Source organism: Aeromonas sp. ASNIH2 (assembly GCF_002934795.1).
In the GTDB taxonomy this organism is placed as follows: domain Bacteria; phylum Pseudomonadota; class Gammaproteobacteria; order Enterobacterales; family Aeromonadaceae; genus Aeromonas; species Aeromonas caviae.
Genome location: NZ_CP026406.1, coordinates 1,738,981 through 1,754,565 on the forward strand (window position 1 = coordinate 1,738,981; position 15,585 = coordinate 1,754,565).

The following is a 15,585-nucleotide window of genomic DNA, read 5'->3' on the forward strand; positions in this document are numbered from 1 at the left end:
TGTCTCCTGTTAGCTGACGGTGGGCTCTTCGAACAGCTGGAACTCGATCTCGCCCTGCTCCACCAGTTCCCGCACCAGCTTCATCACCTCTTCCCGGGCCTGCTCCACCTTGCGCAGGGAGACGCTGCCCTGATCTTGGATCTGGGCCTCCAGCGCCTGCGCCATTCGCTTCGGCATGGCCCCCAGCACCACCTTGCGGAAACCGGCCTCGGTGTTCTTCAGGGCCAACGCCAGCAGATCCGCCGGCAGCTCCTGCACCAGGCGCTGCAGGGTGTCGTCGCTCTGGCGACGCAGGGCCATGAAGTCGAACATGTTCTTCTCGATCTCGAGGGCCATCTCGCCATCGTGCTCCCGCAGCAGGGTGAGCATCTGCTCCTTGTTGCCCTGATAGCGGTTGAGGATGTCGGCCACCTGGCGCACCCCGTTGACCTTGGCGCCGGACTGGTCGGCCACATAGGCGAGGCAGCGATCCAGGGTCAGCCGCAGCTCCCCCAGCACGTGCTCGCTGACCGAGCTGAGGCTGGCAACCCGCACCAGCAGATCGTCGTGGACCGAGCCCGGCAGGGCATCGAGCACGGCCGAGGCGGTCTGGGGCGGCAGGAAGGCGAGCAGCACCGCCTGCATCTGGGGGTGTTCGTTGCGGAAGAAGCGGGCCAGCACATCCGCCGGCACCCATTGCAGGCGCTGGATGTCCTGGCTCATCGCATCGCCATAGAGGCTGTCGAGCAGGCTGCGGGAGAGGCGCTGGCCGAGGGCCAGATCCAGGGTCTGCTCCAGGTATTCCCGGGAGGCGCTGCCGATGCCGCTCTGCTCGCGATACTGGGTGAAGAACTGCTGCAGGGTCCACTTGGCTTCGATCGAGCTCACGCCGGAGAGGCCGGCCATCTTGGAGATGAGGCGCTGCACCTCGTCCCGCGACAGCTTCTGCATCACCTTGGCGGCCGCCTCGGTGCCCATGCTCAGCAGCAGGATGGCGGCCTTCTCGAGGTTGTCGATGTCGATGTCGACCGCGTTCTGATTCAGATTACCGTTGCTCATTGCCGCTCACCCATTGTCTGACCACTTCCGCCACCCGGGCGGTGTCCTTGTCCACCAGCAGTTGCAGGTGCTTGAGCTGGACCTCCAGCTCGGAGCCCGGCTCCGGCAGCGCCTCCAGATCCAGGGAGGAGAACTGGGGCTCCAGCCTGTATTCGGCCTGTTGCAGGCCCTTGCCCGAGGCCGGCACCTCGTGATCCTCATCGCCCTCCCGCCGCATGGCGAGACCGATGCTGGGTTCCTGCTCCTCGTCCGGCTCCTGTCCGGCCTCGGCATCAGGATATTGCTGGGTGCGCACCAGGTGCTTGACCAGGGGACGAATGCCGAAGAACACCAGGGTCAGCCCCAGCAGGCCGCCCACCAGATAGCGCAGGGAATCCTGCCAGTAGGGGGTCTCCAGCCAGCTCGACTCCGGCGGTGTCACCGGCTCGGCACCGGTGAAATCGAACACCTGCAGGCTGATCTGGTCGCCACGGGCGCTGTCGAAGCCCACCGAGCGTTCCACCATCTGGCGGATCTGTTCCAGCTGCTCGGCACTCCAGCCCCCTTTGGGGCCGATCTGCTGATTGAGCAGGATGGAGACGTTCATCCGCTCCAGCCGTCCCTGCTGGTAGCGGGTATGCACTATGGTGCGGCTGTTTTCATACTGCTTGCTGACCTCCTGCCGCTCGGTGCGGGTGTCGTTCTTGGCAGGCTCCTGTGCCTTGTTCTCCTCGGTGGCGGCCTGATCGGTCTGGGGCGCCGTTTCCGGGGGGCGGTTGGAGAGGGCCCCCGGGATGCCGAGGGCCAGGGCATCTATGGTCTTGTCGGACTTGTTGGATTCCTTGGTCACCACACCATTGGGATCCAGCTGCTGCTGGGTCTCCTCCACCGCATTGAAGTTGACGTCTGCGGCGATCTGCACCCGGAAGTTGCCGGTGCCCAGCATGGGATAGAGCATGTCATTGGCGCGTTGGCGGATGTACTGCTCCAGCTTGCGCACGTATTCCATCTGCTGGACGCTCTGCTTGCCGAACCCGGCCTTGTCCCCCAGCTCGGCGCTCAGCAGCTGGCCCGCCTGATCCACCACGGTCACGGCGCCGGGCTTCATGCCGGAGATGCTGCCCGCCACCAGGTTGGCGATCGCCTCCACCTGGCCCGGCTCCATGGATTGCCCGGGTTGCAGATCCAGCATCACGGAGGCGCTGGGCTTCTCCTCGTCACGGCCGACGAACAGGGTCCGCTTCGGGATGGCCAGATGCACCCGGGCACTACGCACCGCGTCGAGGGAGATGATGGTTCTGGCCAGCTCTCCCTCCAGGGCATGGCGGTAGCGCGCTCCTTCCATGAACTCGCTGGTGCCGAGGCCGGTGACATTGTCCAGCCCCTCCAGGCCCGCCGGCATGGCCGCCCGGACCCCCCGCGCCGCCAGCGCCATACGCACGTGGGCCAGCTGGCTCTCCGGCACCAGGATCTGGCCCGAGCTCTTCTCCAGCCGAAAAGGCACCTGCTCCTTCTCCAGCATCTCCATGATGTTGGCGGTGTCGTAGAGCTCCTGCTTGCCGTAGAGGGGCACATAGTTCTTGCTGGAGGTCCAGAGGATCACCACTATGGTGGCGGCGACCACGGCGGCCAGCAGGGCGATGGTGAGGATGGACTTGTTGTCCCGCGACAGGGTGCGCCAGTTGCGCATCCCTTCCTGTACCCGGGCGATCAGGGAGCCGGACGCCCCCGGCGAGGATGATACCAGTTCAGTCATGACCTACCCTCAGAGCGGCATGCGCATGATGTCATCGAAGCCGGTCATCAGTTTGTTGCGCACCTGCATCAGGGCGGAAAAACTGAGGCCTGCCTTCTGGCTGGCCACCATGGCCCCCACCAGATCGTCGCTCTGACCGGCGTCGACGGCGGTCATCAGCCTGGAGGCGATATTCTGCTGCTCGTTAACGCGGCCGACGACGTCGCGCATGGCGTCGCTGAACGAGACGGCAGACGCCTCGTTCGGCTCGATGGAAGGGGTTTGGCTGGCGACTCGCTGCATTTCCTGCATCTGCTGCAGGAGCGTCACCTGTGATGACATCATCTCAATCTTCACTCGGTTATCCCTTAGTTTTGTATCTGCTGCTCGACATCGATGCCCTGCTCGCGCATGGCAGCCAGCTTGTATCTAAGTGCCCGGGTCGTCATCCCGAGGGCCTCGGCCGTGCGTGTCCGGTGACCACGGAAACGGCGCAACGTCTCAAGGACGAATTGAAATTCGGCATGCCGCTTGGTCTCGTTGAGCCCCTCCGGGGCCGCGAGCGTCTGCGGCTGCGGGGGATCGGCTTCGGCGGCGTAATGGGGCAGCATCAGATCGACGGCCTGAATATGCAATCCGCGAGCCATAATTAGCGCGCGCTGGATGACGTTATCCAGCTCCCGCACATTGCCCGGCCAGTCGTAGGAGAGCAGCTGCCTGCGCGCACTCTCTCCGAGGCGATACCCCTGCTGTGCGGCGTAGCGTTCGATGAAGTATTCCGCCAGAGGCAGGATGTCATCCCGCCGCTCCCGCAGGGCGGGCCAGCTCATGGGCAGCACGTCGAGCCGGTAGAAGAGATCCTCGCGAAACGCCCCCCGCAGCACCAGCTCCCTCAGATCCCGGTTGCTGGCGGCGATGATCCGCACATCCAGCGGGATCACCTGGTGGCTGCCCAGCCGCTCGACCTCCTTCTCCTGCAGCACCCGCAGCAGCTTGGCCTGCAGCGCCAGCGGCAGCTCGGAGATCTCGTCGAGCAGCAGGGTGCCGCCCTGGGCCAGCTCGAACTTGCCCTGCTGGCTGGCCGTCGCCCCGGTGAAGGCCCCCTTGCTGTGGCCAAAGAGAATGGATTCGAGCATGGCCTCGGGGATGGCCGCGCAGTTGATGGCCACGAAGGGTTTGGCCGCCCGGCTGGACATCTCGTGGATGTAGCGGGCCAGCCGCTCCTTGCCCGTCCCCGACTCGCCGCCGATGAGGATGGTGGCCGAGGTCTTGGCCGCCCGCCTGGCGAGCTGCAGCACCTGCAGGCTCTGGGGGGAGGTGGCGATCAGGTTGGGGATGGCCTGGCGCAGGCGCAGGGCTCCCCTGACCACATCGAGGATCTGTCGCTGGCTGAAGGGCTTGATGATGTAGTCGATGGCGCCGGCCCGCATGGCCTCGGCCGCCAGATAGGCCTGGTGCTCGTTGACCAGGATGACGCAGTCGGTTCCCGCCAGCGTCTGCACCATGGCAGGCCCGGCCTCGGTCATGACCGCCATGTCGAGCAGGATGAGATCGGCAGAATGGTTCGAGAGAAATTGCTTTGCCAGCGTCACTGAATCCAGACAGGAAACACGATAACCGGAATTCAACAATATATCCCCAATATTGTTTCCATTTGATAACGATGAGGAGACCAATAATAAATGCGCACGCGCTTCAATACCGACGGGTATTGAATTTTCCTTGATAGATAAATCAGAAATCATATAAACCCGAACCTGTGATTGCACATGAATCAATCAACAGAACTGACACCTGAAAAATGAAGACATACCGGAGACAGAGCAGCGCTTCTTATTGAGCGTTTACCCTGTATTGGTATAAAAACAAGGCGGGAATCATGGCCTTGGTAACCCCGCTATCATTAGCATCAATGCTGTTAGACCGGAGGCTTTGCGTCCTGACTTTTCAGTTCAGTTTGCCTTTATCATGCGACGACCCGTATTTGGATGGCATGGCTTTGTGATCCTTCAAGCCATGAGACACATCTGACTGTTTCTATTTTAATTTTTCACTGTCAGTCTGTGTCGCGTCAAAAGCCGTCACATCATAACGGCTTTATATGACAATTCAAGCAGATATGCGGAATAGCCTCTTCCTGCCGGCAGAGGGCCAAGGCAATTCAACTTCAGCCCAGGGTCCCAATCACCTCGACCCGCAATTCTTCCGGAATCTCGTTATAAGAGAGTACTTTGAGCCCTTTCGAGAAGGAGCGGGCATAACGGGCGATCAGAGGCCTGAGCTGGGGCATGACCACCAGCACGGGCGCATATCCCTGTTGCTGCAGTTGCTCCTTCACCAGCGGCATGTTCTGCTGCAACTGCGCCAGCAACTGGGGATCGACCGGGAAGCTGTCCAACTGGATCTTGCCCTGCTGCTGTGACTGGCTCATGGCCGTCAGCAGGGTCTGCTCCAGCCGGTCATCCAGGGTGAAGGCCGCCAGCACGTCGCGGGACCCTATCGCCTGTCTGACGATCTGGCGCTTCAGTGCGCAGCGCACATCGGACGCCAACAGGACGGGATCCTTGGTCAGCTCGCTCGCATCCAGCAAGGTGGTGGCGATGGTGCGGATATCGGTGAGGCTGATCTGCTCCTTGAGCAACTGGCGGAAGACCCGCAGCTGCTGCATCTGGGTCAGGGCCAGATTGAGCTCTTCCGCAAGACGGGGGGACTGAGTCGCCAGATGCTGACCCAGCTTGCCCACCTCGTCATGACCAAACAGGCCGTCGAGCTGCTCCCTGAGCAGCTTGCTGGCGTGAGTCGCGATGACGGTGGCGGAATCCACCACCGAGTAGCCCAGATTGAGGGCCTTGGCCTTGTTGTCCGGCGAAATCCAGACCGCACTCATGCCATAGGCAGGATCCTGTGTCAGCTCGCCATCCAGGGCGCCATAGGTCTCACCGCTGCTGATGGCCATCAACCGCTGGCAATCCACATTGCCCGAGGCCAAAGGGATGCCGGAGAGCTTGATGCGGTACTGGTCCGGCTGCAATTGCAGGTTGTCCCTCACCCGGATCTCGGGCAGCAGGAAGCCGTACTGCTCGGAGAGTGTCTTGCGAATACCGCGCACCCGGGCCAGCAGCTCGGCCCCCTTGTCCGCCTCCGCCAGTGGTACCAGGCGATAACCCAGTTCGATGGCGACCGCATCCACCGGGGGCAGATCCTGCCACTCCAGTCCCTGGGGCTCCGGCTGCACCATCTGGCGCGTCAGCGCCTCGGCCGCATCCAGCGCGGGATCCTGCACCCGGCGCTTGCTGACGCTCCAGCCGGTCCAGGCCAGCACGGCCGCAAAGCTGAGGAAGGCCAGCATGGGCATGCCGGGAACCAGCCCCAGGATCAGCATGACGGTCGCCGCCGTGTAGATCACCCGAGGAGAGGCCAGGATCTGCTGGCCAACCTGATCCGACATCTCCCCTTCGTCACTCACGCGGGTGACGATGATGGCTGCCGCCGTGGACATCAGCAGGGAGGGAATCTGGGCGACCAGACCGTCACCTATGGTGAGCAGGGCATAGATGCGGAAGGCATCGGAAACCGGCAGCGAGTGCTGGAAGATGCCGATGGCCAGGCCCCCCACCAGGTTGATGATGAGCACCAGCAGACCGGCGATGGCGTCACCACGCACGAACTTGGAGGCCCCGTCCATAGCCCCGTAGAAGTCCGCTTCCCTGGCGATCTCCTCCCGCCTTGCCCGTGCCTGGTGCTGATCCAGGGTCCCCGCATTGAGGTCGGCGTCGATGGCCATCTGCTTTCCCGGCATGGCGTCCAGGGTGAAGCGGGCGGACACTTCCGAGATCCGCTCGCCCCCCTTGGTGATCACCACGAAGTTGATGATCATCAGAATGACGAAGACCACCAGACCCACCACGTAGTTGCCACCGATGACCACTTCGCCGAAGGCCTGGATCACCTTGCCGGCCGCTTCGTTGCCCTCATGGCCGTGCAGCAGCACCACCCGGGTGGAGGCGACGTTGAGGGAGAGGCGCATCAGGGTCGCCACCAGCAGCACGGTCGGGAAGACGGAGAAGTCGAGGGGCCGGCGGGCCGAGACGGAGACCAGCAGCACCAGCACCGCCAGCACGATGTTGAAGGTGAACAGGGCATCCAGCAGCCAGCCCGGCAGAGGCAGTATCATCATCGCCAGGATGGCCAGCAGCATCATGGGGATGGCTGTATAGGATTGGGTAAAGACACGCCAGTTCACAACTTACCTCTCAGGTTGACGTAATTCGGGCGGCACGTGCAGGGGGGCAAGGGGATTGGGTTTCCTGCCCTTGCCTGCCTCATAGGCCCGTAGCTGCAATACATGGTTCAATACATAGGCGACCGCGGTGTACAGACCCGCCGGCACTTCCTGATCCACCCGGGTGGAGTAGTAGATGGCCCGGGTCAGCTCGGGCAGGCTCATCACCCGCTTGTCATGGGCTTTGGCCACCTCGCGGATCCGCTCCGCCATGCCGTCCACCCCTTTGGCAATCACATAGGGGGCGTTGGCCCGCTCGGGATCGTACTTGATGGCCACCGCATAATGGGTCGGGTTCACTATGATGACATCGGCCTGGGGCACACGCTGTTCGATGCGGGCCCTGGCCAGCATCCCCTGCACCTGGCGGATCCTCGCCTTGATCTCCGGACGTCCCTCGCTGTTCTTGTGCTCGTCCTTGACCTCCTGCTTGGTCATCTTCAACTGCTTGTTCAAGGACCAGCGCTGGTAGGGCACATCCAGCACCGCGATGAGCATCTGCACACTGCCTAGCAAGATGAATGCCTGGGAGAGGATCCGCAGCGCCTGTTCCATGGCCGCTTGGGGCGGCATGCGGTTCATCATCATCAGGGTGGGCCACTGGTGCTGGAGCATCATGGCCAGGGTGCCGCCGATCAGCAGCACCTTGAGCAGGGATTTCAGAAGTTCCATCAGACTGTGGGTGGAGAACATCCGCTTGAGCCCCTTGAGCGGGTTGAGCTTCTCCCCGCTTGGTATCAGCTTCTTCCAGACCAGCACCATGCCGCCAGGCACACTACTGAGCAGCACCAGCAGCAGGGCCAGCACGCCGAACAGAGGCAGCAGCACCCACAGCATCCCGATCAGGGCGTCCGCGGTCCACTGGATCATCATCTGGGGATCCCGTGCCCCCTGCCAGTTGAAACGCTGGGGCTGCTTCATCAGCTCGGCAAAGAAGAGCCCGAAACTCGGCACCATCCACTGCATGACCAGACCGCCGACGAGCAGCAGGCCGGCCGAGCTCAACTCCCTGGAGCGTGCAATCTGGCCCTCTTCCCGCGCCTTGCGCCGTTTCTGGGAAGAGGCCTCTTCGGTTTTGTCCTGGGCGCTGTGCTGGCTCATGTCGGCGTCAATGCCCTGAGCTGGGTCAGCACGTAACCGACCAGATCCAGATAGCGGGCCGGGACACCGCTGATGGAGATGGCCATGGTGAGCAGCCCCAGCAGCAACGTCATGGGGAAGCCCAGAGAGAAGATGTTCAGGGAAGGGGCCGTGCGATTGAGCACCCCGAAGGTGAGGTTCACCATCAGCATGGCCACCACGGCAGGCAGGGTCAGGATGAGGGCAGCTCCGATGCTCCAGCCAAACAGGCCGATGACCCCCTTCAGATCGAGGACGTAGAGCGAGGTTCCCGGCGGCCAGGTGCGCAGGCTCTGCACCAGGACGTCCAAAGTCACCAGATGGCCGTTCAGACCGAGGAACAACAGGGAGCAGAAGACCAGCATGATCTGGCTGACGATGGGCGCCGTGTCTCCGTTGGAAGGATCGTTCATCACCGCCATCCCCAACCCCATCTGCATGGAGAGGATCTGCCCCGCCATGGTCATCACCATGAACAGCATCTGTATGCAGAGCCCGAACAGCAGACCGAACAGCAACTGCTCCAGGGTCAGCACCATCATGCCGGCACTGAGGGGATCCAGCGCCGGCATGCCTTTCATCATGGGGGCGATCAGCAGACTGATGACGAAGGCCAGCAGGATGCGAACCTGTGCAGGCACCCGGCCGTCACCGAATACCGGCATCACCCAGAAGGCGGCCGCGATGCGAATGAAGGGCCACCACCACTGTCCCAGCCAGGCGGTCAGCTCGGCCGCACTGAACGACAGCAGGGAGTTCATCCGATAAGCCCGGGGATCTTCTGGAACAGGTCGGCGAACAGGGTGGTGATCTGCGACAGCAGCCAGTTTCCCGTGAAGATGAGGGTCAGCAGGGTCACGATGAAACGGGGCAGGAAGCTCAGTGTCTGTTCCTGGATCTGGGTCGCTGCCTGGAAGATGCTGACCACCAGCCCGACGATGAGACCGGGCACGATCAGCACCGAGACCATGATGACCACCAGGTTTACGGCCCCGCCCACCAGGGCCACACTCTGCTCGGGGGTCACGTCAGCCTCCCCCGCCGAAACTGGCCGCCAGGGTACCGACCGTCATGGACCAGCCATCCACCAGCACGAAGACCATCAACTTGAATGGCAGCGAGATGATGAGAGGGGAGAGCATCATCATCCCCATGGCCATCAACACGCTGGCGACCACCAGATCGATGACCAGAAAGGGGATGAACAGCATGAAACCTATCTGGAAGGCGGTGTTCAGCTCGCTCAGCACGAAGGCCGGCAACAGCACGCCGAACGGCACCTCGCTCTTGGCGAGGGTGGTCGGCTCTCCGGAGATGCGCAGCATCTGCTCGAGATCCGGCTCCCGGGTCTGGGCCAGCATGAATTGGCGCAGCGGTTTTTCGGCGCGGGCCAGCCCTTCCGTCAACGTGATTTCGTTCTGGTCGTATGGCACGAAGGCGTTCTGGTACATCTCGGTCCAGACCGGCCTCATGATCACCAGGGTCAGGATCAGGCTGATGCCGATCAGCACCCGGTTGGGCGGGCTTTGCTGCAATCCCAGGGCCTGACGCAGGATGGCCAGCACTATGATGATCCGGGTAAAACTGGTCATCATCAGCAGCAGGGTCGGCAGCAGACCCAGCAGGGTCATGAAGAAGAGGATCTGCAGCTTGACGCTGTAGTCCTCTCCCCCTGCTTCGCTCGGCGATACCGAGAACAGCGTCATGTCCGCGCCCCAGCTCGGCAACGCCAGCAGGAGCAGGGCAACCAGCAGATAACGCATCAGTCGTTCATGCCGCCCAGCAATTTGGTGTCCACGACGTCCACCAGCCGCAGCCCGTATTTGCCGTTGACCACCACCACCTCGCCCCTGGCCAGCAGGCGCCCGTTGACGCGGACATCCAGCGGCTCGCCCGCCAGCTTGTCCAGCTCGATGACGGCCCCCTCTTCCACCTTCATCAGCTCGCCCAGCGCCACCTCGGTGCTGGCCACTTCCAGCGTCACCTTGACCGGAATGTGGTGAAAGAAGGAGAGATCCCGCTGCTTGGTACTGCTGGTCGGCGCCATGTAGTCGGCCGCACTCGGCATGCTGATGTCGTCCCCAAACAGCTGATCCAGGCCATCCAGATCCAGCGGGTCATTCATGTTGTGCTCGTTCACGATTCGACTACTCCTCTACCACTGTTGCGACCTGGTACACCAGGCTGCCTTTATGTTCGGCAATGCGTCCATTGAAACAGGGGCGCTGGCCGATCAGGGCCGGCACCACCTCGGGTAAATCCAGCGAGAGCACATCTCCCACCTTGAGGCATTCGAGATCCGCCAGCGTCATGGACATCTGCCCCATGACTACCCGCAGCCGCACCGGCACCTGGATCAGCGCCTCTTCCAGTTGCGCCACCTGCACACGCTGACCTTCAGCGATACCGGGCGCCTCTTCGGGGGGCGCCAGCCAGAACTGCCAATCGTGCTGGTTGCCACCGGCCAGCATACTGGCCTGCGCCTTCCAGAGCGGGCCTGCGGGCAGGGCCTCCCGGGAGATCAGATTCAGCTGCCATGAGAGGTCTCCCTGACCCTGACAGGTCGACCAGATTTCCACCTGATACTGGCACAGCCGTAGCAGCAGTCGCTGTTCGGTGTCGGTCAATCCCCTGCCATGGGGTGCCGTGGCCCCCTTGTGTTGCAGAGTGCCGCCGAAAAACAGCACGGCAAGCCGATAGATGACCGCAGGAGAGATGGAGAAAAAGGCGACACGCTGGGCATCCAGAGGAGTACGGGCTTCGACCCAGACCTGATGATCATCCTCCTCTTGCGGCAACGCAGAAGAAAAGTCCTGGTAACCCAGATCGCAATCCGCCACATTGAACAACTGGGCCATGCAGCCCGACGCCTGCTGGGAAAAGACGCTCAGTTGGGTGTTGAGTTGCCTGAGACGGGCCTGATTGGCCCTCTCGACCCCCAGCAAGTCATATTGAGGCAGGGCTCTGCCCCGCTCGGCACAGATCAACCGGGAAGGGGTGTGCATTACGCCGCTTGATGACATTACAAATCCACCTTTGCCATTTTCATCTCGTCCTGCTGCATGGAGACATGCCGGCTCCATGATCGATACCGATAGCCCAGACGACACAGAGCGACCGAAAGGGGCGAGAACTTTATTACAAAACCCCAAAAGGCGCCACGCGACCGCGTGACCAGCCGAAAATAAAAATCCCGGCACCAAAAGGTGCCGGGATTTCGAGGTAATCACTTACCAGAAAGAGGTCGGAGTCGGCCTGTAAGCCGGGTTCTGTACCGGGTTGCCCCGGGTAGCAATCATTCCTCTAGGCCAGCAATCGCTCGCTGGCTCAAGCAACCTACCCGCCCCCAGCGCGGGCCGCGCCAATAGGGGCCTATTTGGTCTTGCTTCGGGTGGAGTTTACCGTGCCACGAACTGTTGCCAGTCGCGCGGTGCGCTCTTACCGCACCCTTTCACCCTTACCTGATCCCTTGCGGGCCATCGGCGGTCTGCTCTCTGTTGCACTGGTCGTAGGCTCGCGCCCCCCAGGCGTTACCTGGCACCCTGCCCTGTGAAGCCCGGACTTTCCTCCCCTCCGCCCGTCTGTCCCGAGGGACACAACGACGAAGCAGCGATTGCCCAGCCAACTCCGAGGCGCGGATTATAGCCTCGCGAGACGGACGGGGTAAACCGTCAATTCCGGTTTACGGCAATTAATAGTGCTCGAGACCGTATTTGTAGAGGGCATTCTTCTTCACCCCGTGGATCTCGGCGGTGAGGGCTGCAGCCTTCTTGAGGGGCAGCTCGCTGACCAGCAGGCCCAGGGTGCGGATCGCCTCCGCAGGCAACTCGTCATCCACCTTGCTGGCACCGGCGACCACCAGCACGATCTCCCCGCGGCAACGGTTATCGTCCTCTCCGAGCCAGGCCAGCATCTCGGAAGCGGGCAGACCGTGGATGGACTCGAAGGTCTTGGTCAGCTCGCGGCACACCACCACCTGGCGCTCACCAAGGATGCGAGCGATCGCTTCCACCGTCTCCTGCACCCGGCGCGGCGATTCGTAGAACACCAGAGAGCGGGTGTCTTCGATGACGGCTTGCAGGCGATCATCCCGCCCCTTGGCCTTGGCCGGCAGGAAACCCTCGAAGGCGAAGCGGTCGGTGGGCAGCCCGGCGGCGGACAGCGCCGTGATGGCAGCGCAGGGACCGGGCAGCGGCACCACCTTGACCCCGGCTTCACGACAACGGGTGACCAGGTGATAACCGGGGTCGCTGATGAGCGGCGTCCCCGCATCGGAGACCAGGGCCACGCTCTTGCCCTCCTTGATGCGGGCGATCAGCACATCCGCCTTTTGCTGCTCGTTGTGATCGTGCAGAGCAAAGGTCGGTACCGAGATCTGGTAGTGGCTGAGCAGGATCCCGGTATGCCGGGTATCCTCGGCGGCCACCAGATCGACGCTGCGCAGCACGTCCAGTGCTCGCTGGGTGATGTCGGCCAGATTGCCGATCGGAGTGGGGACTATATACAGGGTTGGGATGTCACTCATGGGAGCTCCGAGTGTCCCGACAATTGTGTCGCCATATTGGCCCGTTTACACTATGGAGAATTTCAACACTGGTCGGGGAATGAACTTGAACCGGGTTATAAAGCAGCTAAGTGTATCACGACTCTTCGGCATCCTACTCGCGGCAGTCCTGCTCGCCGCCTGTGCGTCGGAGCCCAATCAATCTTCCGGACAACCCGGCATGCCGTCAGCCTTCTCGGATCTGACCAAGAATGCCCAGTGGTATCTGGAGCAGGTGGATCCCGCCAAACCGGCAGAGGCCTTCGTGTGGCAGATGATGGCGGCGCGCAGCTATCTGGCGCTCGGCCAGGCCAAACCGGCTGCCGCCCTGTATCAGCAGTTGCAGAAGCAGGCGAAGAGCCCGGTGCAGCAGGCGCAGTTGCAACTGCTGCAGGCACACCTGCTACTCGCCCAGGGCAACGCCAACCAGGCGCTGATCCTGCTGGAAGGCAAGCCGGATGTGGTGCTGGATGCCGATACCCAGAAGGACTGGTACCGCCAGCGCGTGGTGCTGCAGCTCGACATCAACAACAAGTTTGGTGCGGCCAAGTCGCTGATCCTGCTGGAACCTTATCTGGCCAAGAATGAGCTGGCCACCAATCACCAGCAGATCTGGTCACTGCTGAAAAGCATGACACCCTCCACCCTGCAGGCGCTCGAAGAGGAGCCAGCTCCCGATGTGACCACCGGCTGGCTGCGTCTTGCTGCGCTGGTGAACGAATTCGGGGCACAGCCGAGCCAGCTGGCCCGCCAGCTGGCCGGCTGGAAGCAGAGCTTCCCTAACCACCCGGCCCAGAGCGACATGCCGGCCGGCCTTGGGGATCTCGCTATCACGGACAACGGTTCGCTGCAGCAGATCGCCGTCTTCCTGCCGCTCTCCGGCAACCTGGAAGCCCAGGGCGCCGCCATCCGCAACGGCATGCTGATGTCCTACAAGGAAAATCAGAGCCAGTTCACCCTGAACTTCTACGATACCCAGGGCAAGGCGATGGGGGATCTCTACAAGCAGGCGATTCAGGAAGGGGCCAACATGATCATCGGCCCCCTGCTCAAGGATCAGGTGGAGGAGCTGCTCAAGTCGAATCCGACCGTGCCGGTGCTGGCGCTCAACGAGCTGGACAAGCCGATCGTCAACGACAACACCTTCTATTTCTCGCTCTCCGCCGCTGCCGATGCGAGCCAGGCGGCCCAGTACCTCTATGGTCAGGGCTATCGCAAGCCGCTGCTGATCGCGGCACAAGGCCGGATTGGCTACAGCAGTATCAAGGCGTTTGAACAGGCCTGGGCCGGCGTCAGCCAGGAGAAGCCCGTAGTTGCCACCTTCGGGGCACGCAACGAAGTGCAGGGCATGGTCAAGAACGCTCTGAGCGGCCGTTCCACCGCTCGAGCCGGGGAGATTGTCCAGCTGTCCGATGCTGCGCCGCGCAGCATCGACGCCGTCTATGTGGTGGCCAACAGCCTGGAGACCCGGATGATCAAGCCCTATGTGGACATCTCGGTCAATCCCATGGGCAGCCTGCCCATCTACAGCAGCTCGCGGGGATACGACGGCGGGACGACCGAGGTAGCATCCGAGCTCAACGGTATGCATATCTCCGACATGCCACTGCTGCTGGGTGGCTTCGAGACGCAGCGTGAACAGATTGCCCTGCTCTGGCCCCAGACCCAGGGCGACCTGCTGCGCCTGTTCGCCCTCGGTTACGATGCCGTCAGCCTGGCAGGCAACCTGCCGCAAATGCGCAAGGTCAATGCCATGCAGCAACCCGGCATGAGCGGCCAGCTGAGCGTGGATCCCCAGGGCAACATAGTGCGCATGCTGGACTGGGCCACCTACCAGAATGGCAAGCTGGTCAGCGACAGCGCCGCCCCCCAGTTGGAGGATGCGACTCATGAAGAGGCTACTGACACAACTTCACCAGCAGTGGTTGAACCTGTTGCCGTCGGCAGCGACGAGCAAGGGACAACACTTTGAGCAAATAGCGGAACGCTGGTTGCAGGCCCGCGGCCTGCAACCCGTGACCCGCAACTACCGCTGCCGTGGCGGCGAGATCGATCTCATCATGCGCCAGGGAGAGACCCTGGTGTTCGTTGAAGTGAGATATCGCGCCAACGCCACCCATGGCGGTGCAGCCAGCTCGGTCACCCGGCGCAAACAGCACAAGATCGTGCTGGCCGCGCGCCACTATTTCAAGCAACATGCCATCAATGAGGCCAACCAGGCCTGTCGATTCGATGTGATCGCGTTCGAGGGCGACCAGCCGGACTGGATCCAGAACGCGTTTTAAGAGGACCCCATGACTGATCCCATCAAAGAGAATTACACCGAAAGCATCCAGACCAAGATAGCTGCCGCCGAAGCACTGCCGGATGCCATCCATACGGCAGCCCAGATGCTGACCATCTGCCTGCTCAATGGCCACAAGGTGATGGCATGTGGCAATGGTCCTTCCTCGGCATTGGCACAGCTGTTCATTTCCGAACTGGTGAACTGCTATGAAACTCCTCGCCCCTCCCTGCCCGGTCTCGCCCTGACGCCCGACATGGCGACCATCAGCGCCATCGCCACGGATCACGGTTTCGAAGAGGTCTATGCCAAACAGATACGTGCTCTGGGACAACCAGGCGACATACTGGTGGTCATCACCACGACAGGCAACAGCCGCAGCCTCATCAAGGCTGCGGAGGCCGCCCTCTCCCGCGACATGACCATCATTGTTCTCGGTGGCGGAGACGGGGGAGAGATCGCCGGTCTGCTGGGCCCCAATGACGTGGAGATCCGCGTTCCTTCCGCTCGCCGTCCTCGTATTCTGGAAGTGAACCTGTTGACCCTGCACTGTCTCTGTGATCTCATCGACCAGACACTTTTCCCGCAACAGGAAGACTGAAACC

Annotated in this window: 15 protein-coding genes, 1 other RNA gene and 1 riboswitch; of the genes, 3 read left to right on the forward strand and 13 right to left on the reverse strand. The window is 62.2% G+C overall.

Going from position 1 to position 15,585, the window contains the following annotated elements:
- Window positions 1-9: 9 nt before the first annotated feature.
- The 13 genes from fliGL to rsmI all read right to left on the reverse strand — a co-directional run bounded on the left by fliGL (window position 10) and on the right by rsmI (window position 12,678).
- Window positions 10-1,038, reverse strand: a complete 1,029-nt coding sequence (gene fliGL / locus C3F36_RS08065; protein WP_104454871.1) for a lateral flagellar motor switch protein FliGL — start codon at window positions 1,036-1,038, stop codon at window positions 10-12.
- Window positions 1,025-2,764: a lateral flagellar M-ring protein FliFL gene (gene fliFL / locus C3F36_RS08070; RefSeq protein WP_408867700.1), complete on the reverse strand. Its 1,740-nt coding sequence runs from the start codon at window positions 2,762-2,764 to the stop codon at window positions 1,025-1,027. Before fliFL ends, fliGL begins: the two co-directional genes overlap by 14 nt.
- 18 nt (window positions 2,765-2,782) lie before the next feature.
- Window positions 2,783-3,109 carry a lateral flagellar hook-basal body complex protein LfiE gene (gene lfiE / locus C3F36_RS08075; protein WP_104454873.1) on the reverse strand — a complete coding sequence of 109 codons (327 nt, stop codon included), beginning with the start codon at window positions 3,107-3,109 and terminating at the stop codon, window positions 2,783-2,785.
- A gap of 11 nt (window positions 3,110-3,120) precedes the next feature.
- A complete protein-coding gene (gene lafK, locus C3F36_RS08080; protein WP_104454874.1) occupies window positions 3,121-4,497 on the reverse strand; it encodes a lateral flagellar response regulator transcription factor LafK in 1,377 nt (458 codons plus the stop codon).
- Between the two features lie 139 nt (window positions 4,498-4,636).
- Window positions 4,637-4,724, reverse strand: a riboswitch (cyclic di-GMP riboswitch).
- A 195-nt stretch (window positions 4,725-4,919) separates the two neighbouring features.
- Entirely contained in the window at window positions 4,920-6,995 is a 2,076-nt protein-coding gene (gene lfhA / locus C3F36_RS08085) for a lateral flagellar biosynthesis protein LfhA (protein ID WP_104454875.1), read from the reverse strand.
- Between the two features lie 3 nt (window positions 6,996-6,998).
- On the reverse strand, window positions 6,999-8,135 hold the full coding sequence (gene flhB / locus C3F36_RS08090; protein ID WP_104454876.1) for a flagellar biosynthesis protein FlhB: 1,137 nt from the start codon (window positions 8,133-8,135) through the stop codon (window positions 6,999-7,001).
- The gene (gene lfiR, locus C3F36_RS08095) at window positions 8,132-8,914 is read right to left on the reverse strand and encodes a lateral flagellar biosynthetic protein LfiR (protein WP_104452187.1); all 783 of its coding nucleotides are present in this window, start codon (window positions 8,912-8,914) and stop codon (window positions 8,132-8,134) included. Before lfiR ends, flhB begins: the two co-directional genes overlap by 4 nt.
- Window positions 8,911-9,180, reverse strand: coding sequence for a flagellar biosynthesis protein FliQ (gene fliQ / locus C3F36_RS08100; RefSeq protein ID WP_041211832.1), 270 nt, complete (start codon window positions 9,178-9,180; stop codon window positions 8,911-8,913). The genes lfiR and fliQ overlap by 4 nt, the downstream gene beginning before the upstream one ends.
- A 1-nt stretch (window position 9,181) precedes the next feature.
- The gene (gene fliP / locus C3F36_RS08105; protein WP_041211833.1) at window positions 9,182-9,916 is read right to left on the reverse strand and encodes a flagellar type III secretion system pore protein FliP; all 735 of its coding nucleotides are present in this window, start codon (window positions 9,914-9,916) and stop codon (window positions 9,182-9,184) included.
- Window positions 9,916-10,293, reverse strand: a complete 378-nt coding sequence (gene lfiN, locus C3F36_RS08110; protein WP_041211834.1) for a lateral flagellar motor switch protein LfiN — start codon at window positions 10,291-10,293, stop codon at window positions 9,916-9,918. Before lfiN ends, fliP begins: the two co-directional genes overlap by 1 nt.
- A 7-nt stretch (window positions 10,294-10,300) precedes the next feature.
- The gene (lfiM, locus tag C3F36_RS08115; RefSeq protein WP_199769678.1) at window positions 10,301-11,176 is read right to left on the reverse strand and encodes a lateral flagellar motor switch protein LfiM; all 876 of its coding nucleotides are present in this window, start codon (window positions 11,174-11,176) and stop codon (window positions 10,301-10,303) included.
- Between the two features lie 219 nt (window positions 11,177-11,395).
- Window positions 11,396-11,782, reverse strand: an RNA gene (gene rnpB / locus C3F36_RS08120) — RNase P RNA component class A.
- Between the two features lie 62 nt (window positions 11,783-11,844).
- The gene (rsmI, locus tag C3F36_RS08125; protein ID WP_041211835.1) at window positions 11,845-12,678 is read right to left on the reverse strand and encodes a 16S rRNA (cytidine(1402)-2'-O)-methyltransferase; all 834 of its coding nucleotides are present in this window, start codon (window positions 12,676-12,678) and stop codon (window positions 11,845-11,847) included.
- Between the two features lie 199 nt (window positions 12,679-12,877).
- Here rsmI and C3F36_RS08130 point away from each other — a divergent pair, with 199 nt between their 5' ends.
- From C3F36_RS08130 to C3F36_RS08140, 3 genes are read left to right on the forward strand one after another with little or no spacing between them, the layout of a single operon-like run.
- A complete protein-coding gene (locus tag C3F36_RS08130) occupies window positions 12,878-14,668 on the forward strand; it encodes a penicillin-binding protein activator (RefSeq protein WP_049637188.1) in 1,791 nt (596 codons plus the stop codon).
- Window positions 14,586-14,981, forward strand: coding sequence for a YraN family protein (locus tag C3F36_RS08135; protein ID WP_080770042.1), 396 nt, complete (start codon window positions 14,586-14,588; stop codon window positions 14,979-14,981). Before C3F36_RS08130 ends, C3F36_RS08135 begins: the two co-directional genes overlap by 83 nt.
- Window positions 14,982-14,990: 9 nt before the next feature.
- Window positions 14,991-15,581 (forward strand): D-sedoheptulose-7-phosphate isomerase, encoded by a 591-nt coding sequence (locus C3F36_RS08140; protein ID WP_010675848.1) that lies wholly within the window; start codon window positions 14,991-14,993, stop codon window positions 15,579-15,581.
- The last annotated feature ends 4 nt before the right edge of the window (window positions 15,582-15,585 follow it).

Bases quoted from the DNA above. Each gene is read 5' to 3' on its own strand.
- C3F36_RS08135 (WP_080770042.1), top strand. From the start codon at position 14,586: ATGAAGAGGCTACTGACACAACTTCACCAGCAGTGGTTGAACCTGTTG.
- lafK (WP_104454874.1), bottom strand. From the start codon at position 4,497: ATGATTTCTGATTTATCTATCAAGGAAAATTCAATACCCGTCGGTATT.
- rsmI (WP_041211835.1), bottom strand. From the start codon at position 12,678: ATGAGTGACATCCCAACCCTGTATATAGTCCCCACTCCGATCGGCAAT.
- fliGL (WP_104454871.1), bottom strand. From the start codon at position 1,038: ATGAGCAACGGTAATCTGAATCAGAACGCGGTCGACATCGACATCGAC.
- C3F36_RS08140 (WP_010675848.1), top strand. From the start codon at position 14,991: ATGACTGATCCCATCAAAGAGAATTACACCGAAAGCATCCAGACCAAG.
- C3F36_RS08130 (WP_049637188.1), top strand. From the start codon at position 12,878: ATGCCGTCAGCCTTCTCGGATCTGACCAAGAATGCCCAGTGGTATCTG.
- lfiM (WP_199769678.1), bottom strand. From the start codon at position 11,176: ATGTCATCAAGCGGCGTAATGCACACCCCTTCCCGGTTGATCTGTGCC.
- fliP (WP_041211833.1), bottom strand. From the start codon at position 9,916: ATGCGTTATCTGCTGGTTGCCCTGCTCCTGCTGGCGTTGCCGAGCTGG.
- flhB (WP_104454876.1), bottom strand. From the start codon at position 8,135: ATGAGCCAGCACAGCGCCCAGGACAAAACCGAAGAGGCCTCTTCCCAG.
- lfiR (WP_104452187.1), bottom strand. From the start codon at position 8,914: ATGAACTCCCTGCTGTCGTTCAGTGCGGCCGAGCTGACCGCCTGGCTG.